Below are 21,854 nucleotides of genomic sequence, written 5' to 3' on the forward strand. Positions count from 1 at the left end.
TTATGCTCTGCCCCGACTGGTTAATATTCGGTTATTTCTTACTTCTTACGGTTTTTAACCTGAAGAAAGATAAAGCCGCCGACAATAACGGCGACTAATGCGATAGCGATAATTGTCTTTGCTTCCATTACTCGTTACCCTCCTTTTTCTTCTTTTTGTGTGCAACAACAGAAGTTACGGCGATACCGACAGCAGAAAGTCCGGCAAGGACATACCAAAATTTCATATTGGTATCATCTCCTGTTTTCGGAGTATCCCTTAATTCATTGTGCATTTTTACGACGGCTGTTTCATCAAGTTTGATAGTAACATTCTGGTCGGCAGGTGTGATATATGCGGCAGACGCATTGTTAGCCACCTCTGATACGGTATATTCGCCAATACGAAGTCCCTCAATCACGATTTCACCGTTCTTATCTGTTTCAAATGTCATATCATAACCATTTGCTCCGGTTACTCTGAACGCAAAACCTTTGACCTTACCGTCCGAAGATGTCTTGACGATTTTCAGTGTTCCACGCATAGCTTCATTGATGAATCCAACGCCTGCCTTATTCTCAACGGAATAAGTTGTTTCGTCCTTTTCAATGAAAACAGAGTATTCTCCCTTATCAAGCAGGAAGCCCTCCGGTGCTTTTGTTTCACGGACAATATATTTTCCGTAAAGCAACTCTTTCATCTCATAAATTCCGGTTTCAGTTTCTTCAAGATTTCCGATAAGTTCATCGCCATCATCAATCTTTCCGTTCTCATTGGTGTCCTTATATACCTCAAAGGTTGCACCCGTAAGCTTGTTATCTGGATATTCAGCGTCCACTTTTGTGAGTCTGATATTGCCGTGAACATACTCATTGACAATCTCGATTTCAACTACCTGCTCGGCTTCACTGATATTGACCTCATACGCTTTTTCATCAAGAACAAATCCCTTTGGCTGCTCGATTTCTCTTACAATCCATTTGCCATAAGGAACTTTTGCAAAAGAAAAACTACCGTCTTTTGCAGAGGTAGTCGTCATAAGTGCAGTATCCTTTGTAAATTCTGTTTCTTCGGCTTTGAAGATACCGATAACAGCACCCTCAAGTGCTTCTCCATTCTCATCAATCTTCTTACCTGATACAGAACCATAGATAAGTTCATTCTTGATTTCTTTTCCGTCATTCACTTTTATTTCAACCGTTGCGGTATCCTGACCTGCGTATTCAAATGCAACCGGATATTTCGTATCTGAGAGAACATAATGCTCATCGGTTGCAATCTCTTTGACATAGTATTTGCCAAACGGAAGGTCTGACTTCATATCAGCAGTTCCATTTTCATTTACACTGACAATCTCAATCAGTCCATCAGCCGGAATAACTGTACCGCTTGCAGATACAATATCTTCTGCGGCATAAAGACCAAAGCTGATATTTTTGATTTCTCCGTTGTCGCCAATACCAAATGTCTTATCCTTTTCAATGGCTTTTGCAAGGCTTACCTGCACTTTCTGTCTTTCGTTATAGAATGATGTGGAAGTTTCGGTAACAGATATATTCTGACCTGCATAAGTAAACTCAACCGTATGTGTTTCGCCACTGACTACCATTCCGTAAGGTGCGGTAATTTCCTTGACCTCGTATTTTCCGAGATAAAGTTCTTTGCTCTTAACAAACCCATTGGAGCTTGTTGTGATAGTATCTACCACTTCGCCCTTTGAATAGCGGAGTGTACCGTCCGGTGTACTAATATCTTCCGCAGCACGGACTTCATAAACTGCACCCTCAAGTCCTGCCACTTCATAAACAGGCTGATAGATAACATCACTGTCCTCAGAACCACTTACATTGACACCGCTAAATACTTCTCCGGTCTTTTCAACCATGATAGTACCTTTCTGTGCCATATTCGGCTTATTGACTTTCACAACAGTTACGCCGCCTTCCTCTGTGGAATTTTCTTCGGTAATATCAAAATATACCGGAGTATCATCAAGTACATATCCATATGGAGCTTGTACCTCTACGATAGAATATCCCTTGCCGTAATCCAGTTTCTCAGGTGTGACAAGAGAACCATTTGCGTCGGTATAGAACACATCAATCGTGGTTGGTGTCGGATAAGTAAAGGTCATTTTGACCTGATTGCCCTGCGGGTCGTAAATCTTAAATCCTGCTCCTGCATACGGAATACTCTTTCCGCTTTCTGCGTCCACCTTGACTACATTGACAAAGCTCTCGAAGTTACGGTTATTGATAAGATAACGGTAGGTCTGTGCGTTCTGTGAAATGAACACATCAAAATCATCCATCATCTCTCTGCCTTCCCAACCGGAAGTCTGGTGTACGGTATAAATACCATACGGCATATCTTTTGTCTGACCGAAGCCATTTTCATCGCAAACGATAGTATCTCTCTCGTCTTTATTGGCTGCGTCATAGCTTCCGGCAGATTTCAAATAAATCTCAAAGGAAGCACCCTTTTCAGGAGTTTCAATCTTTGTTTCTCCATCATCAGTGTGTTTAATGATAGCCACGTTACCTTTGATTACCTGCTCGGTTACATCATTGGAAGTAAGGTTGTGTTCCACCTCATAAAGTTTCGGGTCTGCACCTACCTTGTGAATGGTCTTATCAAGGAGATAGCCTTCACTCGGTGTAATTTCACGGATTGTCCAGTCGGTATCACAAACATATTCTTTGGTAGTGAACTGACCGTTTTCATCAGTAACATACTTATCAACAAGCGTTTCTCCCTTATAGATACCGTAAACTGCTCCTGAAAGTTTGGCATTGCCCTGTGCTTCGCCTTTCTCTGCGTCGCTCTTTGTTACTGTTACAGTAAATTTCTTCAAAATATTGTTGAAGTTTCTTGTGGTTACTTCTTTCCACTTCACTGGTGCAGTCTGATTTTTCGGCACAACATAACGGATAGCTGTGTCTACTTCTTCAAGGGTATATGGTTCAGAACCACTGATAAGCACATCTTTGAAAGTTGCCACACCGTTTTTATCCGTAACTGCATACTGGTCAACGGCAGCACCGGAAAGAGAAGTACCGAAAAGATGGAACTTCACACCTTCTACGAGGTTATCTTCTGAGGATTTAACCACCTGAAGGTCGCCACGCTTCAATTTGTTATTGAAAGTGACCTTTGCAACCTGCCCTGCTACAACGGTAACTCTATGTGTTTCCTGCGGCTCATACTTGTCGTATGCCTGCTCGGTTACGGTATAGATACCCGGCATAAGGTTATCAATCTGGAACTTACCGCCATTGGCTGTTGTAACCGTCTGATTGATACCGTTTCCGTTAATCGTGAAGTTGATACCATCAACCTTGCCGTCCTCACTTGTCTTTACAATCTGACAAGAACCATAGCTGACTTTCATCTTCACATAACCGTTGATACTGTCGCTTACTTCCTGAGCATAGCTGACAACATCTTGCACACTGGAATTTTGGTTGTGTTTACCCTCTGACCATACAACCACACCTCTGCGGACTGCATTTTTCTTGGTTGCGGTAATGGTAAATTCCTTACTCGGTGCAGTATCCATAGAAACCGTAAGTTTGTTGCCGTCTACCGAAAAACTCACTCCACTGATACTTGCCTTAAAATCATATTTGGAAAGCACATTATTGGAGTCTGTCAGAGTAGTTGTGTACTTACTTCCGTTCCACTCAAGTTCTATTGTCTTTGCCGAACCGGATGATTTATTACAAAAGCTCGGTATGGTCGCATGGTTCTGTACACTCTGCACCATACTGTTGTAATAACTAAAAATCTTATTGCGGAGCGGATGCTTTGCATTGATGACATCTTTCACATTGCTGCAACCACTGGCTGCTACATGATTGAAGTTCGCATCACGCTCTCCGATAACAGTTTCCCAGATAAGAAGCTGTGTGGCATAAGCCTGTGCAATGCTGTTTGCTGCTGCTTCATTCTGTGACCTCCAAGATGTCGAGATTGTCCCACGGTAGCCATACTGTAAAATACGACCAACGAAAAGACGGATTTCATCTCCGGAAATAACCCCGTTGGCTGCAAGGTTATTAAAATAATTTTCGTCATACTTATTCATTGTCTGACCGACCTTGAGCGAAACTCCCGGCTCAATACAATAAGCAACATTGCCTGAGTATGAGCCGATAGCCTTTAGATTGGTAAAATTGGAACGTCCGGTATGCCAACCATTTTTCAAGGTCAAATTGCTATGTCCCCATACCCCATCGTAATTAGCATCGCCATCACGAGGGAAATCGACCATATAAACATCGGCTTTTTCTCCCGAAGCTGCAAATGCCGTGGTCGAGCCAATGCCTGCAAAAGTGGTCACACACATAAGGGTCGCCAAGAAAAGCGACGTGACTCTTTTGAATTTTGACTTTATCATTGCGTTTCCTCCTGTAAAAATTGAAAAACACACCGTATCGCTACGATGTGCCTTTGTGGATTTTCTCTTACGGCAGAATTTACCTGCCGAAAAACAAATGCGGTTTTTTCGTTAATTTTTCATTTTACCATACACCTCCAGTCCGTTCCTATTGTGCGACTACTCCTTAGAGATAGACATATACTTTGAGATAGCTATATTCAAGTGAGATAATATATATCATTTTCGGTAGGTAAAAGTATAACTAAGGGGTTAGAGTGTGAGAAAGGGGAACTGTAAAACAAGCTATCTGCTGTCACGCTCTGCACGGTTACGCAAAAACTTGTTATAATGCTCCAATGCCTTGCAGACAAAATCCTCCGTCTGACTGACGGGAATGTTTTTCGGGATAAGCTGTCTTACTCTGTCGCCCCTCAACACGATTTTTTCCCTTTGGTTCGGCTTTTCCTCAGACATAACAGCGTGGATTGCTTCTGTTGTAAGATTGCCCTCGTTGAATAACTTTCGCATACGGATTGTCTGGTCGTGTGACGGGGTTGCGTCATTCAGGTCAATTTCATCAACCACATCACGCTGGCAATCTTCATCAAGATAGGAAAGTTCTACGGCAGGACGCATTTTAATACGCCCCTCATCAACAAATTCAAGCAGTTCGGGAACAAGGTTTGTCAGACGAACATAACGCTGTATTTGTGTGTTACTATCCTGACTCTCAGAAGCTAAAATCTCTCTTGATTTACCCACAATAGAATTGTGTCCCACTGGGACTCCATTTTCTTTGCTCGGTCTGCCTGCTTGCCTTTTCATTGCTTCCAAACGCATTTTATAAGCAAAGGCTTTTTCACTCGGCAATATCTCTGACCTCTGAAAATTACTCTCAACCATTAAAATGGTCGCTTCATCTCTGTTCAGGTCTACAATCTCACTTCGCAGTGTTTCAAATCCTGCCAGTTCACACGCTCGCTTTCGTCTGTGCCCTGAAACAAGTTCATATCTGCCGTCCTCTTTCTGCCTTACCGTTGCCGGAGTAATAACCCCTCTTTCCTTGACACTCTCCACAAGCTGCATCATATCTTCATCGTCCCTGACCTTAAACGGGTGGTCGGGAAAATCATCAATCAGCTCTAACGGAATATCTCGGATTTTTGAAAGCTGTTCTTCATCTCTTTGTGCCTGCGTGGTAAATAAATCATCGAGCTTCGTGAGAGTGAAGTCGCTCTTTCTTCCTGCCATCGGCTAACACCTCCTTTGTAAATTCAGTGTATGCCTTAGACACTGTACTGTTTGGCTCATAAGCATAAATGCTCTTGCCTTTGGAAGAAGTTTCAGCGGCTTTTACGGCAATCGGGATTTGTGTTCGATACATTCTTATCTGATTACCAAAATTCGCCCTGAGTGCTTCCACTGTACTCTTTGCAAGGTTTGTTCGGCTATCCACCAAAGTAAGAAGCATACCGTCTATCTTAATATCCGGATTGATATACTTCTTTACTTTTGAAATGGTCTGCACAAGCTGTGTCATACCCTTTGCAGGCAAATACTGAGCCTGAACCGGAATGATAACACTGTCTGCCGCCGATAAAGCATTGAGAGTAACCATACCAAGTGAAGGCATACAGTCTATAATTACATAATCATATCTGTTTTTCACTTGACTCAAATAATTCTTGAGGGTAGTTTCTCTGCTCATTGCGTTTACAAGGTTAAATTCCATTGCTGAAAGCTCAAGGTTTGCCGGAACAAGGTCAACACCTTCTTCGTGGTGCAGGATACCAACCATAGGGTCTGTCATCGTTTCATTGATTACATCTGTGAGTTTCGTTGCAAGCGTGATACCCAAACCGTCTGTATCCTGCCAACCAAGACAAGTCGTTAAATCGCCCTGCGGGTCTGCGTCTATGAGCAATACTTTCTTGCCCTGCATTGCAAGTCCGACTCCAAGATTAACCGTTGTAGTGGTTTTACCGACTCCGCCTTTCTGATTGCATACGGCAATCGTTTTGCAGTTCGACACTTCTTTTTGCCCTCCTTTCTGAAAATTCATAGCCACCGCATTATGGCTATGTACCTGACCGACTCATTTCCTAATCGGTCATAGCAATATTTGTTCTCAACACCCCTTGCCAAGCAAAATGCTTATGGGAAGTCACTAAGGAACAGACTGCTTATCTGTATCATAGGATTCTAACCTCTGCCGGGTACTCCGCCAGCTCCGTAGAGAAGTATCATTATCATTCTGACTGTCATCGCCATATCAGGGGCAGCCTGATACTCATAGCCGGAGTTCTCGCTATTCTGAAATACAGAAATCACGGCGTACCTGCTAAAGTGGCTATCATCAGAAATAAAGTCTTAGTGAATGACTTATTCAATTTTCAAGCGAAAAGGTTTCCGTTTTTTGCTATCCGGAATCAACCCCTTCACTCATTTGGACAACGGGGTATGAAATGCACACCCAAAATCGCCGCTTTTCCGAAAATTTTTCAAAAAATTTTTTTGAAATAAAAAAAGCCGCCTGCTCCAGTTAGGAAACAGACGGCAAACCACGTTCTAAATATATTCAATTTTTAATTTCTTTTTCTTTGCACCAAGCACTTTACAGAGAACATCATCTACTGCGTCGGTGTATCGTCCTTGAGCTGCTAAATTGTTCTTCAGTTCGATGAGCGATTGTATCACTCGGCTTCGTTCTTCTTCTTTTAAGTATATATGATAGGTTTTCTCTCTCATTGGCTGTTCCTCCATCTTTCAAATGTATTTCTGATTATCTCCACATCTTCCTCGGTATCGGAAGAAATAAATATATGTACGCTCTGAAAAGTTCTTTTTAAGCTGTCGGCATAATCCAGTTCTGTGCCTTTCATCGGCAGTTTAATCAGCCTTATTCCTCGTTGCTTACACATATACTCTTTCATTATTTCTATATTCTCGTCGGCACTTTCTGACTCAATAGCCAACTTTTCTGAAGGTATGTATGTTTCAAGCGGAACTCCAAGCAATCGGTCTGAACCAAGTTCTGCTTTCAAGCCTTTCCTATTAGAATAATAGCTGACAGCCAAAGCAGGAAATAGAAATAAATACTCCTGCTCACAAATTCGACAGCCTTTATTCAATATCGTTCTTTCATTTATCTTCATACTCCACGAATGACCGTGCCTGCATTTCCACCACACTCTCTTTGCTGAATTTCGTGATACTTCTGTCGGTTGAAATTTATTCTTTTCATAATCCCATTCGATAAGAAGCTGATTATCTGTTGTCGCCAAATCATTATATCCGGCAAGGACTTCTCTCTCCGCACAAACGGGGCATACCGTACCTTTCACACGGGCATTGATAACTGATTTCCACTCGTTACCGCATTTACTGCACCTCCACCAGACATTTTTCCTCGACTTTGCATTTACTTCATCAGGTTTTAATGGCAAGTTCTTCTCCGACCACTCCGAAGCAATTTCAGGGTGTGTTGTCTGCAAATCGTTAAACCCTTTCAGGAATATGTACCCACTGCAATACGGGCATTTACTCCCACCGGAACGGGTAGAGATAAGGCTGTTCCACTCTCTGCCGCAATCCTTACACTTCCACCAAGCCTTTCGATTAGCAAAGACCGTAACCTGAGTTGGAAGTAACGGATAATTTCTGTCCGACCACTCGGCTGCTATATCCGGCAGAAGTGTTGCAAGGTCATTAAATCCTGCCAACACTTTATTATGGGAGCAATACGGACAACCTGTTTTATTTATTGTCCTGCTCTTAACGGCAGCTTCCCACTCGTGTCCTTTCTCACATCTCCAAATCACTTTCTTATGAGAACCAATAGAAACCTCTGTCGGTTTTATCTTATTCTTTTTCGACCACTGCTTTACCAGTAATGGCTCTAATGTCGCCAAATCGTTAATACCTGCAATCACTCTCGCACCGGAACATATCGGGCATTTTTCTCCATTAGAACGAGCCTTAACGCTTGTCTGCCATTCGTGACCGCAAGCACCTTTCCACCATACTTTTTTATTTGAACCAAAGGTAATATCTTCAGGCGTAAGTGGTAAGTTCTTCTCCGACCACTCCGAAATGAGTTCTGGGTGTACTTCTGCTAAACTGTTATTCATAGCCAAACCTCAACCTCCTTGTGCTTAGAGTATATGAAGTTTTAGCTTTATCTTGTAGTTTGCGAATATCCGTATAAATAGAAAAAGCCCTTTGAGAAAAGGATTTCTCCTCTCTCAAAAGACTGGCAAACAACTGGATAATTTATATATAATCAGCTATCTAATAAATTGAATTTACGCTGCAAATAACATTCTATAAATAAAGCTGCTTGATTGTCCGCATATTCAGAAGCGGATGATTCATGATTAACAATTACTATCGTTTCGCTCCACTCCGCACCACTTGGATTATTTAAAAATATTCTAGCATATCTGTTATCTTTTTCTCCGTTTCTACTATCAAATAGTAAATCCGGATTAGTGTAATTAGTTTTCCCAGCAACAATACCATAGTTCTTACCATTAACATTAAAAAACTTAATGTAGGTAAAGAAACGATTGTTTTCTCCTAGATTTTCCTTGTTTTCTTTATAATATTTCTTTATTTTTGCTTTTGTAGCTTTTTCCATCTTAACAACATTTTTTAACTTGCTGTTTCTTAACTCTTTTAAAATATATTCCATAGAATACCATTCAAATGGCAACTCAATCCCATAACAAGAAATCGTAAATTTATCTTTATCTGCACCTACATTTTTATTCATATCTTTATCCTGCATAAAATCTTTATTATCATTTTCATTTATTTTGAAAAATGGGCAATCCCGATTGGAATTGCCCACTCATTGCACTAATTATGCGATTTTTTCTTGCTTGCACCGATTTCTGCATCAAATGATGTAAGTTTGATGTAAATCGCTGTTTTTTCAGTTTTTTATCAAATGAAGTACGTCCCGTCTATTTGGTAAAACGGTACATCTTTACATCATCTTAATAGAGCTTTGCACCTGCCGGAATATGGTCATCAACCATCAGAAGATGGAGCTTTTCTTCGCCTTCTTCTTCGTGGATAGCACTGAGGAGCATACCGCAAGAGTCAATGCCCATCATAGCTCTCGGTGGAAGATTTGTGATAGCAATAAGAGTCTTTCCAACCAGTTCTTCCGGCTCATAAAAGCTATGAATACCGCTTAAAATGGTTCTGTCTGTGCCTGTTCCGTCATCAAGAGTAAACTGTAACAGTTTCTTTGACTTCGGTACTGCAACACACTCTTTAACCTTTACTGCACGGAAATCTGACTTGCTGAATGTATCAAAATCAACAAATTCCTCAAATAAAGGCTCTACCTTTACCTTAGAAAAATCAATCTTTTCAGACTCAGTTTTTACATTTTTTTCAGGTGCTTCAGAAGCTGTATTATTTACATCATTTTTCTTATTTACACCATCTAAGGACTTCATTGTCGGGAAGAGCAGTACATCCCTGATTGCCTGGCTGTCTGTCAGCAGCATTACCAGACGGTCGATACCGTATCCGATACCACCTGTCGGAGGCATACCGATCTCCAGGGCGTTCAGGAAGTCTTCATCTGTATGGTTGGCTTCATCATCACCTGCTGCAAATGCTTCTTCCTGTGCTGCAAAACGTTCGCGCTGATCGATCGGATCGTTCAGCTCGGAGTATGCATTACACATTTCCCATGTGTTGATAAACAGCTCGAAACGTTCTACCTTGGTAGGATCGGAAGGTTTCTTCTTGGTCAGCGGTGAGATCTCGATCGGATGATCCATGATAAAGGTCGGCTGGATCAGTTCTTTCTCGCAGAACTCTTCGAAGAACAGGTTGATGATATCGCCTTTTTTGTGGCGCTCTTCGTATGCGATATGATGTTCTTCTGCCAGTTTTTTTGCAGCTTCATCATCTGCAACCTGGTCGAAATCGATACCTGCATATTTTTTGATGGCATCGTTCATGGTCAGACGCTCAAACGGTTTTCCAAGATCGATCTCGATGCCATTGTAGGAGATCTTTGTGGAACCGCAGACTTTTTCTGCCAGATAACGGAACATGGACTCGGTCAGTTCCATCATGCCTTCATAATCAGTATATGCCTGGTACAGCTCCATCAGGGTGAATTCCGGGTTATGACGGGTGTCCACACCTTCGTTACGGAATACTCGTCCAATCTCGAAGACTCTCTCCAGACCACCAACGATCAGTCTCTTCAGGTACAGTTCCAGAGAAATACGCAGTTTTACATCTTCGTTCAGTGCATTGTAATGTGTTTCGAACGGTCTTGCCGCAGCACCACCTGCATTTGCAACCAGCATCGGTGTTTCTACTTCCATAAAGTCACGTCCGGAAAGGAAGTTACGGATCTCTTTGAGGATCTGAGAACGTTTGATAAAGACTTTCTTGCTTTCCTGGTTCATGATCAGATCTACATATCTCTGACGATAACGGGTATCCGTATCGGTCAGACCATGGAATTTTTCCGGAAGAATCTGTAAACTCTTGGATAACAGCGTCATTTTCTCTGCATGGATAGAAATCTCACCGGTTCTTGTTCTGAAAGCAAATCCTTCCAGACCGAAAATATCGCCAATATCAGATTTTTTAAAGTCTGCGTAGGAATCGGTGCCGATGGCATCTCTTGCCACGTATACCTGAATATTTCCCTGCAGATCCTGGATATTACAGAAAGAAGCTTTTCCCATCACTCTCTTGAACATCATACGGCCTGCTACGGCTACATGAATCGGGTTTGCATCCATGATGCTTCTTCTTTCTTCATAGTCTTTCTTCAGAACTTCTTTTTTCTGTTCTTCATCCAGACCTTCTACTTCCGGTTCCTTATGGTCTTTGAGAAGTTCCGCTTCATGCGCTTCATAAATCTCTTTTACCTCAAGGGAATGATGTGTCTGGTTAAATTTGGTAATCTGGAACGGGTCTTTGCCGTTTGCCTGCAGTTCTGCCAGTTTCTCACGGCGCACCTTTAATAACTGATTCGTATCCTGCTCCTGCTTCTTCTGCTCTGCCACCTTTTTCACTCCTTCTTTTTCGCTGCGATGCGTCTGTCTCCTATTCTGAAAACAGCGCTTCTGGTCTTTTGCTGATAGTTACTTATATTGCCTGTTACTTAGATATTTCTCTCGATTTTCAATACTTTATACTGCATAACTTCGCCGTCAGCCAGTTCTACATCTACCACATCACCCTGTTTTGCTCCGATCAGAGCTTTTCCAACAGGAGATTCATTGGAGATTTTTCCCTGCAGGCTGTTTGCTTCTGTGGAACCAACCAGCTGAAAATCCATCTCTTCATCATATTCCATATCCAGAACTTTTACTTTGCAACCAACGTTGATCTTGCCTTCGTCAACTTCATCTTCCACAACAACTTCTGCATTTTTCAGGATCTTCTCAATCTCTTCAATACGAAGTTCGATATCTCTCTGTTCATCTTTTGCTGCATCGTACTCTGCATTCTCGGAAAGGTCTCCCTGTTCTCTGGCTTCCTTGATCTTTTCTGCTACTTCTTTTCTTTTTACAACCTTCAGGTCATGTAATTCATCTTCCAGTTTTTTCAGTCCGGCATATGTGAGTAAGTTTTTCTTTGCTTCCATGTTTCTACGTTTCCTTTCTTTCCGTGATCATCTGACACGGTATGATCACTCTTTATTTCTATTTTATTTTCTGCGTTAGATTATGTCCCTTATTTATAGATATTACACGTTTTTACATTGCATACCAGAAACTTCCATTCACCTTCACTTCACTATGGATTCTGTGCTTTCCGGTACTTGAAGAACTTGTTTTTCTCCCTTGTGCAATCACAGTATTATAAAGGAAACGCGTGAAAATGTCAACCATTCCGGAAGTTTTCGTCTGCTGATTCTCCCCTTGTATTACTGATCACTCCGTTCTCACTAACATGTTTCGCAATACACAAACTTATGATCCTGATCAGTTCCACCCTTCCAGCAACTGTTCCAGTTCTTCCATGCTCTGTACTTCATTCACTGCTGCCCGAAGCTGTGCCGAATGCGGATACCCTGCCGTATACCACGCCACATGTTTTCGCATCTCACGCATCGCGGTAAGCTCACTCTTATATTTCATCTGCAGACCGGCATGGCGCCGGATCATCTCCTTCACTTCAGAAAGTTCCGGTTTCTTCGGGATCGTGCCGTGTTCCAGATATTCTACGGTCTGCCCGAAGATCCAGGGATTGCCCTGTGCGGCGCGGCCGATCATCACGCCGTCACAGCCGGTCTCTTCAAGAAGTGCTTTCGCTTTCTGCGGCGAATCCACATCTCCGTTTCCGATCACCGGGATCGACACAGCCTCTTTCACTTTCCGGATGATCTCCCAGTCTGCCTTCCCGGAATAAAACTGCTGCCGCGTCCGTCCATGAACCGCGATCGCTGCCGCTCCACTGTCCTCGATGATCTTTGCAATCTCCACCGCATTGACATGATCCTCGTCAAATCCTTTTCGTATCTTTACCGTCACTGGCTTGTCGATCGCCTTTGCCATCGCCGTCACGATCTCGCGGACCAGTTTCGGATCCTTCATCAGTGCGGATCCCTCGCCGTTATTTACCACCTTCGGCACCGGGCATCCCATATTGACATCCAGGATATCAAACGGTTTTTCTTCGATCTGTTTTGCCATCTCGCTCATGATCTTCGGATCTGAGCCAAACAGCTGCAACGATACCGGTCGTTCCTCCGGCAGGATCCGCATCAGATCCTGTGTATTTTTATTCTTATAATAGATTGCCTTGGCACTGACCATCTCCATACATAAAAGTCCCACGCCCTGTTCTTTGCACAGCAGACGAAATGGCAGGTCTGTTACACCTGCCATCGGAGCCAGAACCACAGGGTTCGGCAATGTTACATTTCCTATCTGAAGTTTCATCCTTCCTCCCCGTCTTCGATCTCTTCACCGAGGAAGAATACGCGGTAATACATCTCCAGGGACGCCAGAAGATCCTGTTTTTCTTTCCGGATCTGTTTGATACGCAGCACACTGCCGATCTCATCATACATCGCATCCGCATCAAGGGCTTCCGTCTTGAACTCCAGGTTGCCGTCTTCGTCAAATTCAAGCGTCAGGATTCCGCCAATCTCCTCTGTATACATCACACAGAGAATCTGCAGCTCTTCCTTTACCTGCTGTGGCAGGGCGTCAAAGTCCGGATTAAAATAATATTTCTGTTCGTAGGCACTGGCGCCACATAAAACGATTCGATCTGCGTACATCTTTCCTCCTATACATACCCGTAAAGACCGCGGACAGATACCTCTCCCGCATAGACCTCGGTGATGGTTCCGTCTTCCCGTTCCACCAGAAGTTCACCCATCGCATTGATTCCTCTCGCAATACCGGTATATTCATGTCCCGGTTCCAGCACGCGCACCTGCTGATCCTGGTTAACCAGCACTTCCTGATACGCTTCCATCATGCCGCTGAGATCCTGTGTCTTTACAAATGTCTCATAATTTTCTTCTATTTTTTTCATACATTCTGCGATCAGCGCAGAACGGTTGACTTTATGCCCGATCTCTTTTTGCAGAGAAGTGGCTTTGTCCGCCAGTTCTTCCGGAAATTCCCGCAGGTTGGCATTGATTCCGATTCCCGTCACCAGATATTCGATATAATTCATCTGCGCGCTCATCTCGGTCAGAATTCCTACTAATTTTTTCCCGTTTAACACGATATCATTCGGCCATTTGATCTGTGCCTGCACCCCCAGATTGCTTCGGATCGCCTGCGCCACGGAAAGTCCGATCACCAGCGTAAGCATCGAAGCCCGATCCGGCCGGATATCCGGTCGAAACAGGATCGACATATAGATCGCGCTTCCATGTGGGGAATCCCATGCATGCCCGCGGCGCCCTTTTCCCTTGCTCTGATAATCCGCCACTGCCAGCGTTCCGTGCGGCGCGTCTTCTTCCGCCAGCCGCTTGATCTGGGTGTTGGTAGAATCGATCTCATCATAATAATACAGTGTCTGTCCCGCCCAGCGGGTATGCAGACGGCTCTTGATCTCGCTCTCTCCCAGCACATCCGGAACATCTTTCAGGCAATATCCTTTGTTTTGTACTGCCTCGATCTCATAGCCTTCTTCTTTCAGCTGTTTCATGTATTTCCATACCGCGGTTCTGGACACCCCCAGCTGTTCACATAAATCCTGCCCGGACAGATAGCCGTCTGTCTCCAGCAGTTTTTTTAAAATTCTGGTCTTTGTTGACTCCATGCATTATGCCCCCAGAGTTGCAGCCATCACAGCTTTGATGGTGTGCATACGGTTTTCAGCCTCCTGGAATACTTTGGACTGTTCAGATTGGAAAACTTCATCGGTAACTTCCATATCTTTCAGACCAAAACGCTCGCCCATCTCTTTGCCGATACCGGTATTCAGATCATGGAAAGACGGCAGACAGTGCAGGAAGATTGTTTCTTTCTTGCCATTTGTCATAACTTCCTTCGTTACTTTATACGGAGACAGATCCTTGATTCTCTCTGCCCATACTTCATCCGGTTCGCCCATGGATACCCATACATCGGTGCAGATAACATCTGCGTCTTTGGTTCCCTCCATTACATCTTCGGTCAGTGTGATGGTTGCACCGGATGCTTTTGCATATTCCTGGCACTGTGCTACCAGTTCTTCATTCGGAAAATATTTTTTCGGTGCGCAAGCAACAAAATCCATACCCATCTTCGCACAGGCAATCATGTAAGAATTTCCCATATTATATCTTGCATCACCCATATAAACCAGTTTGATGCCTTTGAGTCTTCCGAAGTTTTCCTGGATGGTCAGCATATCTGCCAGCATCTGTGTCGGATGATATTCGTTTGTCAGACCGTTCCATACCGGAACACCTGCGTATTTTGCCAGTTCTTCCACGATCTCCTGACCAAATCCACGGTACTCGATACCTTCGTACATGCTTCCCAGAACTTTTGCGGTATCTGCGATGCTCTCTTTTTTGCCGATCTGAGATCCCTTCGGATCCAGATAGGTGGTTCCCATGCCAAGATCATGAGCTGCCACTTCAAAGGAACAGCGGGTTCTGGTGCTGGTTTTTTCAAAGATCAGTGCTACATTTTTTCCACGCAGGGTATCTACCAGAACTCCCTCTTTCTTTTTCTTTTTCAGATCTGCGGACAGTTCCAGCAGATAAGCGATCTCTTCCGGTGTATAATCTTTTAATGTCAGAAAATGACGTCCTTTCAAATTCATGATAATTCCTCCTCTGGTTGTGAATCGAAAAATACGGTAAATGCCGGAAGGTCCTCCCGTTCTTCCTGCAACATACGGTTCAGTTTTTCCTGTATTTTTCCCACAAGTTCTTCTACGGTATAGATCTGGTACTTCGGTACCCGGCACAGTTTCGCCGTGGCTTCCAGTGCCGCCAGATACAGTTCCTTATAATTCCACTCTCTGGAAAGTTTTAATTCCAGAGCCGTTCCCGGCAGGATCAGTTCGGTCAGGCTTCTGTAGCGGGACTCGGCACTTCCTTTGATATGATGCCACTGGCACAGCCTCTCCAGACTGCTCTCCGGAATCTGCACCAACTGCTTTAAATAATAACATTCTTCCTGATTTTCTTCAATATAATAAATCTTCCCTTTCAGTCCGTAGACCATTCTTTTTGCATCGTAATACCCGATTTTCATGTTTCGGACGCTTTTTTTCGGATTAAAGTCGATAATATTTCCCAGATTCACTCTCGGCTCAACCGTCAGAAGATCTGTCTCTTCCGGGATTTTTACCCGTTTTTCCCTGCCGATACCGAAGATCCGGATCATAATGATATTCTCATAACCGCGATCCACCAGAGAATCCAGCGGTACATTATTGATCGCACCCCCGTCTATATACATTTTGCCATGCAGTTTTTCATTCTTAAACAGCGGGAAAATGTAGGCGCTCGCCAGCAGAAAATCCTTCATCTGCCCGGGTTCCACTTCTTTGAGATCAATATCGAGTTCTTTCATCTCATCCACGCTGAACGTTTTGATAAAAATATCCACCGGGGAATTCCTGATTTTCTCTTCATCCACTACTTTATCAAGCATATCTTTTAACGGTGTCACATCCACGCCGCCCTCACTCATATGGCGAAAGGCTTCTTTGACAGCTTCCCGAAACGGCATCTCCCGTTCGAGCATCAGCTCCATCTTGGTATCGTCCACATCCATTACCTGTGAATACGTCAGATTGCTCCACATCTGCTGCGCCAGCTCAAGTTCATCCATGCAGATCAGCGCACCGTTTAAGGCACCCACACTCGTTCCTGCCACGGCGTTGATTTTTACTCCCGCTTCTTTTAACGCTTTCCAGGCACCGATCTGATACGCGCCCTTCGCGCCTCCGCCTTCCAGAACCAGCCCGTACTCTTTGCTGGTGTCAATTACCGGTGTCAACATCTAACCGCACCTCCTGTTCTCCTTTTGCAATCTGCCACTGTCTCCGTTTTATATCGCATAACAACATTTTCTGCCTATTCCCGCATAATAGAAAGCAGGGGCAATGCCCCAGGACTTTCCCGGAAACATTACCCCTCTTTTTATAAACCTCTTATTTTTTCTCAATATTTTTATCTGTCATAATCTCTTTCAGTGAAGTTGCCAGTCCTGCCAGTCCCTGCAGATCAGACGGTACAATAATCTTGGTTGCTTTTCCGTCTGCCATATCTTTCAGTGCTTCCAGACTCTTCAGTGTCAGAACCGATTCGTCTGCTCCGGCTTCTTTCAGAAAACGGATACCATCTGCATTTGCCTGCTGTACTTTCAGGATCGCTTCCGCCTCACCTTCTGCCTCACGGATCATCTTTTCTTTTTCCGCTTCTGCGCGAAGAATCGCTGCCTGTTTTTCTGCCTCTGCTTCCAGGATCGCAGATTCTTTCTTACCTTCTGCTACCAGGACGGTAGATTTTTTCTCACCTTCTGCGATCAGGATCGCTTCTCTTCGTTCACGCTCTGCCTTCATCTGTTTCTCCATAGCTTCCTGGATGGCTGCCGGAGGCATGATGTTTTTCAGTTCTACACGGTTTACTTTGATTCCCCACGGGTCTGTCGCAATATCCAGAGCCGCACGCATCTTGGTGTTGATCACTTCACGGGAAGTCAGTGTCTCATCCAGTTCCATATCACCAATGATATTTCTCAGTGTGGTAGCTGTCAGATTTTCAATCGCCATGATCGGATTTTCTACATTATAAGTATAAGATTTGGAATCTGTGATCTGGTAAAATACGACCGTATCGATTCGCATCGTTACATTATCTTTTGTGATTACCGGCTGCGGCGGGAAATCCACTACCTGTTCTTTTAAGTTTACCCTCTTTGCCACACGGTCAATCACCGGAATCTTAAAATGCAGTCCCGGTTCCCAGGTTCCCTGATACAGTCCCAGACGTTCAATGACATAAGCTCTTGCCTGCGGAACTACTTTGATACAGGATGTTACAATAATAACAATCAGCACTAAAACCAATATCAGAAATATAAGTCCACCCATTTTTCTTACCTTTTACCCTTTCTTTTTCACAATCAGTTTTACACCTTCAATACGCTCAATCTCCACGACCGTATCTTTTTCAATCACCGTTTCATTGTCGTCGGTCCGCGCCGTCCATTCGATGCCGCCGACGATCACCTGACCCTGATTTTTCAGATTTTCAATCGTCTGTGTCACCACAGCCTCTTTCCCAATCAGGCTTTCCGCATTGGTACGGGTTCGATTGACATTCAGATACTTCACCGCCACCGGTCTTGTAAAAATCAGTAATATCAGTGAAACAATCAGAAATATCACAAACTGCACGATACTTCCTGCACCTGCCACCGCCGCTATCCCGGCGATCAGTGCACCTCCGGCAAACCAGATCGTTGTAAGTCCCAGCGTGGCAATCTCAATCACCAGCAATACAACCACTGCTGCCAGCCATAGAATCGCATCCATGTTTCCTCCCCCTTTCCTTCCTCCGGTATGTTCCGCCTGTTCCCGCCATGTATGTTCTGTTTCTGAACACGCTCCATACCTTTGTGTATTCCCTGCACTCGGAAAATATGCCTTCCGCTTTCTTTCCGCTGCCTGCTTTTCTCTATGGTTCTTCCATCATACAATATTTTTTCTGAAAACGCAACAAAATACCCCGTGTCTTCTGAAATTGTAAGAATTCTTTTAAAATTAGCTCTTACTTTTTCAGATTCACAGGGTATTTTCCTGTTATTTTCGATACCGGATTGTTCTGTACTTCGTACTCTTTTTACCCTGGTATCATATTTTAATAAAAATGCTGGTTTCCAATCTGTTGTCCACGGCCGCTTCCGCTGTTAAAATACAGGGCACTTCCGATCGGATTGGATCCCGCCAGTGCTTCCTGCGCTGCCTGATAACAGTCGCTTCTTGCTCCCTGGCTCAATACAGATGAAAGGATTCCGCTGGCTACCGGAGAGAACTGTCCGCTCTGGTAGACAACTTCTGTGATACTGTTCGGGAACTGACTGCTTCTTACCCGATTCATAATAACCGCCCCTACGGCAACTTTTCCTGTGTTGCTTTCTCCCCCTGCCTCACACTGAATGATCGCTGCCAGAAGTGCCAGTTCGCTGTCAGATGCAGACATGGCTGTTCCTGTCTGGCTGACCTGCTCTTTTTCTTTCTGCTGTGCTTCATACTCCGCAACACTGAGTGCTGTGGTTTCTTCTATCTGAATATACTCCGCAAACATGTAAGCCGAATCTTCCCCATAACTTACCTGATACCAGTCTCCCTCCTGGCCCAGGATCTCTACCCGGCTTCCCTGTTTCATGTTTCCTATCTGACCGGCATCCATGGACGGCTCTTTCCGTACCCGAAGAGAACTTGCTGTAACCGTTCCCTGACTGCCATATGATTCTTCGTAAAGATTTTTCGCTTCTTCACCAAATACGAGGAGATCGGATCTTACATACCCTTCTACAGATCCCGACGTGATCTTTGTCCAGTCTCCCTCCTGTTCTACTACCTGTGCCGTTGCCCCCTTCGGCAGTACGCCTACGCGTTCACTCTCCTGTGAACCTTCCTGGCGAATATTGGCATAGTCGTTTACATTCGCAGCTGCTTTCTGCGCCCATTCATCCGTATCGAGAACCGAACTCCCGGAATTGTCTTCTGTAACTTCTGTGGATGTCTCATCGGCAAGTACCAGTGTTCCTGACCCCGCTGTAACAACCAGCACACCTCCCAGGATCCCTGCTGCTTTCCATAATTTATTCACTTGAATTACCTCCTACTGATTTCGTTCTTTTTACGATTTGTTACAAATTTGTTACGATTTGTTACGGTGTGATTGTAACAAATTTAACTTTTCTTGTCAACAGGAACATTTCGGGGGATTTCGCGGAATTTTCCGAAAATTTTTGGTGGATTGTAGGTTTTGAGGGCGATATTTGGGACAGGATGTAAAATTGTGTAAATGACGAAATGTGATTAAAGTGTACATGTGTGTGCAATATATATGGAGGTTGTTCAAGACGGACGCAGAAGGAGACGGGCACCAGGGGTGGGCAACGTGGGCAGGGCAACTTTGAACTAGCCGCCCACACAGTGTTGCCCACCCCTGGTGCCCGCCTCCTTCTGCTGTGTATTGACATCTCCACTACGAATACATTCCCCACACAACCCTTTCCGCTACCGTCGCCAACACTCGGAAAGTTCGCGCTTGCTCAATAAGAACAGACAGCCTTTTGCTGGCGCTTTTAGCCGAGATGAGATCCAGTCCTTAGAAGAACTTGACAGTGAGCGGCTCTCCGCGAACTGGCACTTTAGTTCTTCTTAGGACTTAGCTCAGATCAGCGTTGCCAGCGGTTGTCTGGTCTTATTGAGCAAGCGCGGACTTTCGTCCGTTTTGCCGACACTCCCCAATAAAAAACACCCCGCCGGAAGGATTTCTCCCCCCGACAGGGCCATTTAACACTTCTATATTTTACAGTGCCGGCACATCCGTCCTCCGCGGGTCCAGAATCTGACTCGCGTCGAACAGATCGCTCGTCCGGTTCACATCCCCGTGAACATCATTCCACAGACGATACCCATCCAGATTACGTCTGCCCTGGCGCACATAATTATCCCGGATCTGTAAGAAATACTGACTCGAATCCACATTACAATAGAAGTGGAATCCCTGGCTGCTCAGATAATTAAACTTCTCATTATCCGTCGTATAATCATGCCAGTCCGCCAGATCCTGTCCGTGTGCGAAAATAATCGTATCCGTTCCGCCAACCAGCGGTGCTACATACTCCAGCCATTTCTGCGTATCCGTCTGGATCCGCTCCATGCTGGCATCTCCGATCCGGATGTGACCCCAGGTATGACTTGCGAACTCCCAGCCGTCAGCCTTGATCGCATCTGCTACCTTCGTTGCCTCCGCACGCTCGTCATCCCAGTTAAAATCCGGATGCGCATCCAGCCATGCCTGCTGGTCATCTGTCAGATTCTCATGCGTCTTGTATGCAATGTCCGTACGATAACCCAGGATTCCATCATAACCCGTCAGCGCGATCATACCCTTTGCACCGTGATAAGAAGCATCCGGATGCTCTTCAATAAACTGATCCAGAAGTGGTACACAGTCATACGCACCCGTTACCATCGTTCCGTCTGCCTGTACATACTCACAGGTAGGTTTTCCATTTTCATCCAGCACGATCTTCGAAGCAATGCCTCTTCCATCATAACTGTGATAATAACTCAAATCATCCAGAGACAATACAAACGCCTTCTTCCCTGCCGGAAGCTTCAGTTCCGTGTTCGGAGTGAAATGAACTGTGCCATCCTCGTCCGTTGTCTCGACCACCAGATCTCTCAGGCGGACCAGCACATATCCGTTATCATACATTGCCTGCGTGATCTTATTAAACTCATCCACCGTAGTCATCCACTGCTTGAAACCGGCTGCGATACTGTCATCTCCCGCAAAACCACGATCCGGATCCACGATCAGAGAATGATAGAAAATATGAGTCACCTCATCCATATTCACCGGCACACAGCTGTCCTTCGTTGCCTGATACTCAGCGATCTTTGCCGTGATCTCCGGATCATCAGCTGCACCCTCCACGCCATTTAACGTCTCGATCGCACCATCATAATCATACGTAGCTGCCAGATACTCGGCCTGCTCCATCGCCGTCGTTTTTGCATCTGCTGCAGGTGCTGCCGTATCCTGTGCGTCAGAAGAAGCATCCTCTCCTGTTTCCGTATCATCCGCAGCATCTGCGCCATCCTGACTCTGCTCCGTATCCGGTTTCTGTGTACTTCCCTGCGCCTGATCCTTTTTCAGAGTCTTCACCAGAAAGAAAATACATACTGCCAGAACAACCAGTAAAAGGATCAAAACCACTGATTTCATCACCACAGATTTTTTCTTCTTCTTTTTCTTCAAAGCTTTCTTATCCATCTTCTCACTCAT

Annotated in this window: 17 protein-coding genes; all 17 read right to left on the bottom strand. The window is 44.6% G+C overall.

What is annotated here, in order from left to right:
- Positions 1-127 precede the first annotated feature (127 nt).
- The 17 genes from ETP43_RS14695 to ETP43_RS14775 all read right to left on the bottom strand — a co-directional run bounded on the left by ETP43_RS14695 (position 128) and on the right by ETP43_RS14775 (position 21,854).
- Positions 128-4,378 carry a SpaA isopeptide-forming pilin-related protein gene (locus tag ETP43_RS14695; RefSeq protein ID WP_129258931.1) on the bottom strand — a complete coding sequence of 1,417 codons (4,251 nt, stop codon included), beginning with the start codon at positions 4,376-4,378 and terminating at the stop codon, positions 128-130.
- Between the two features lie 285 nt (positions 4,379-4,663).
- A complete protein-coding gene (locus tag ETP43_RS14700; RefSeq protein ID WP_129258933.1) occupies positions 4,664-5,611 on the bottom strand; it encodes a ParB/RepB/Spo0J family partition protein in 948 nt (315 codons plus the stop codon).
- Positions 5,568-6,392 (bottom strand): ParA family protein, encoded by an 825-nt coding sequence (locus ETP43_RS14705; protein ID WP_129259632.1) that lies wholly within the window; start codon positions 6,390-6,392, stop codon positions 5,568-5,570. Before ETP43_RS14705 ends, ETP43_RS14700 begins: the two co-directional genes overlap by 44 nt.
- A 536-nt stretch (positions 6,393-6,928) precedes the next feature.
- Complete coding sequence (locus ETP43_RS14710) at positions 6,929-7,108, bottom strand: hypothetical protein (protein WP_129258935.1); 180 nt, start codon at positions 7,106-7,108, stop codon at positions 6,929-6,931.
- Positions 7,105-8,490 carry a zinc-ribbon domain-containing protein gene (locus ETP43_RS14715; protein ID WP_129259633.1) on the bottom strand — a complete coding sequence of 462 codons (1,386 nt, stop codon included), beginning with the start codon at positions 8,488-8,490 and terminating at the stop codon, positions 7,105-7,107. The genes ETP43_RS14710 and ETP43_RS14715 overlap by 4 nt, the downstream gene beginning before the upstream one ends.
- 152 nt (positions 8,491-8,642) lie before the next feature.
- Positions 8,643-9,212 (bottom strand): hypothetical protein, encoded by a 570-nt coding sequence (locus ETP43_RS14720; protein WP_164979737.1) that lies wholly within the window; start codon positions 9,210-9,212, stop codon positions 8,643-8,645.
- Positions 9,213-9,360: 148 nt separating this feature from the next.
- Positions 9,361-11,412, bottom strand: a complete 2,052-nt coding sequence (gene lysS, locus ETP43_RS14725) for a lysine--tRNA ligase (RefSeq protein WP_129258937.1) — start codon at positions 11,410-11,412, stop codon at positions 9,361-9,363.
- A 98-nt stretch (positions 11,413-11,510) separates the two neighbouring features.
- Complete coding sequence (greA, locus tag ETP43_RS14730) at positions 11,511-11,996, bottom strand: transcription elongation factor GreA (RefSeq protein ID WP_022172015.1); 486 nt, start codon at positions 11,994-11,996, stop codon at positions 11,511-11,513.
- A gap of 340 nt (positions 11,997-12,336) precedes the next feature.
- Positions 12,337-13,296 (bottom strand): tRNA dihydrouridine synthase DusB, encoded by a 960-nt coding sequence (gene dusB / locus ETP43_RS14735; protein WP_129258939.1) that lies wholly within the window; start codon positions 13,294-13,296, stop codon positions 12,337-12,339.
- Positions 13,293-13,640, bottom strand: a complete 348-nt coding sequence (locus ETP43_RS14740; RefSeq protein WP_022398862.1) for a DUF6145 family protein — start codon at positions 13,638-13,640, stop codon at positions 13,293-13,295. The genes dusB and ETP43_RS14740 overlap by 4 nt, the downstream gene beginning before the upstream one ends.
- An 8-nt stretch (positions 13,641-13,648) precedes the next feature.
- Positions 13,649-14,638 (bottom strand): biotin--[acetyl-CoA-carboxylase] ligase, encoded by a 990-nt coding sequence (locus tag ETP43_RS14745; RefSeq protein ID WP_129258941.1) that lies wholly within the window; start codon positions 14,636-14,638, stop codon positions 13,649-13,651.
- Between the two features lie 3 nt (positions 14,639-14,641).
- Positions 14,642-15,631: an ornithine carbamoyltransferase gene (gene argF, locus ETP43_RS14750; RefSeq protein WP_129258943.1), complete on the bottom strand. Its 990-nt coding sequence runs from the start codon at positions 15,629-15,631 to the stop codon at positions 14,642-14,644.
- Positions 15,628-16,821 carry a patatin-like phospholipase family protein gene (locus tag ETP43_RS14755; protein WP_243114308.1) on the bottom strand — a complete coding sequence of 398 codons (1,194 nt, stop codon included), beginning with the start codon at positions 16,819-16,821 and terminating at the stop codon, positions 15,628-15,630. The genes argF and ETP43_RS14755 overlap by 4 nt, the downstream gene beginning before the upstream one ends.
- 151 nt (positions 16,822-16,972) lie before the next feature.
- Complete coding sequence (locus tag ETP43_RS14760) at positions 16,973-17,914, bottom strand: SPFH domain-containing protein (protein WP_022398858.1); 942 nt, start codon at positions 17,912-17,914, stop codon at positions 16,973-16,975.
- A 12-nt stretch (positions 17,915-17,926) separates the two neighbouring features.
- Positions 17,927-18,358 (bottom strand): NfeD family protein, encoded by a 432-nt coding sequence (locus ETP43_RS14765; protein ID WP_129258945.1) that lies wholly within the window; start codon positions 18,356-18,358, stop codon positions 17,927-17,929.
- Positions 18,359-18,683: 325 nt separating this feature from the next.
- Positions 18,684-19,658 carry a cell wall hydrolase gene (locus tag ETP43_RS14770; protein ID WP_129258947.1) on the bottom strand — a complete coding sequence of 325 codons (975 nt, stop codon included), beginning with the start codon at positions 19,656-19,658 and terminating at the stop codon, positions 18,684-18,686.
- A gap of 708 nt (positions 19,659-20,366) precedes the next feature.
- A complete protein-coding gene (locus ETP43_RS14775; RefSeq protein ID WP_129258949.1) occupies positions 20,367-21,854 on the bottom strand; it encodes a polysaccharide deacetylase in 1,488 nt (495 codons plus the stop codon).

Origin of the sequence: Blautia faecicola, from assembly GCF_004123145.1 — a bacterium.
Classification (GTDB): domain Bacteria; phylum Bacillota; class Clostridia; order Lachnospirales; family Lachnospiraceae; genus Oliverpabstia; species Oliverpabstia faecicola.

Excerpts from the sequence above, each read along its gene's own strand:
- greA (WP_022172015.1), bottom strand. The coding sequence starts at position 11,996 with ATGGAAGCAAAGAAAAACTTACTCACATATGCCGGACTGAAAAAACTG.
- ETP43_RS14700 (WP_129258933.1), bottom strand. The coding sequence starts at position 5,611 with ATGGCAGGAAGAAAGAGCGACTTCACTCTCACGAAGCTCGATGATTTA.
- ETP43_RS14715 (WP_129259633.1), bottom strand. The coding sequence starts at position 8,490 with ATGAATAACAGTTTAGCAGAAGTACACCCAGAACTCATTTCGGAGTGG.
- ETP43_RS14695 (WP_129258931.1), bottom strand. The coding sequence starts at position 4,378 with ATGATAAAGTCAAAATTCAAAAGAGTCACGTCGCTTTTCTTGGCGACC.
- ETP43_RS14765 (WP_129258945.1), bottom strand. The coding sequence starts at position 18,358 with ATGGATGCGATTCTATGGCTGGCAGCAGTGGTTGTATTGCTGGTGATT.
- ETP43_RS14775 (WP_129258949.1), bottom strand. The coding sequence starts at position 21,854 with ATGAGTGAGAAGATGGATAAGAAAGCTTTGAAGAAAAAGAAGAAGAAA.
- ETP43_RS14740 (WP_022398862.1), bottom strand. The coding sequence starts at position 13,640 with ATGTACGCAGATCGAATCGTTTTATGTGGCGCCAGTGCCTACGAACAG.
- argF (WP_129258943.1), bottom strand. The coding sequence starts at position 15,631 with ATGAATTTGAAAGGACGTCATTTTCTGACATTAAAAGATTATACACCG.
- ETP43_RS14710 (WP_129258935.1), bottom strand. The coding sequence starts at position 7,108 with ATGAGAGAGAAAACCTATCATATATACTTAAAAGAAGAAGAACGAAGC.
- ETP43_RS14745 (WP_129258941.1), bottom strand. The coding sequence starts at position 14,638 with ATGGAGTCAACAAAGACCAGAATTTTAAAAAAACTGCTGGAGACAGAC.
- dusB (WP_129258939.1), bottom strand. The coding sequence starts at position 13,296 with ATGAAACTTCAGATAGGAAATGTAACATTGCCGAACCCTGTGGTTCTG.
- ETP43_RS14760 (WP_022398858.1), bottom strand. The coding sequence starts at position 17,914 with ATGGGTGGACTTATATTTCTGATATTGGTTTTAGTGCTGATTGTTATT.
- ETP43_RS14755 (WP_243114308.1), bottom strand. The coding sequence starts at position 16,821 with ATGTTGACACCGGTAATTGACACCAGCAAAGAGTACGGGCTGGTTCTG.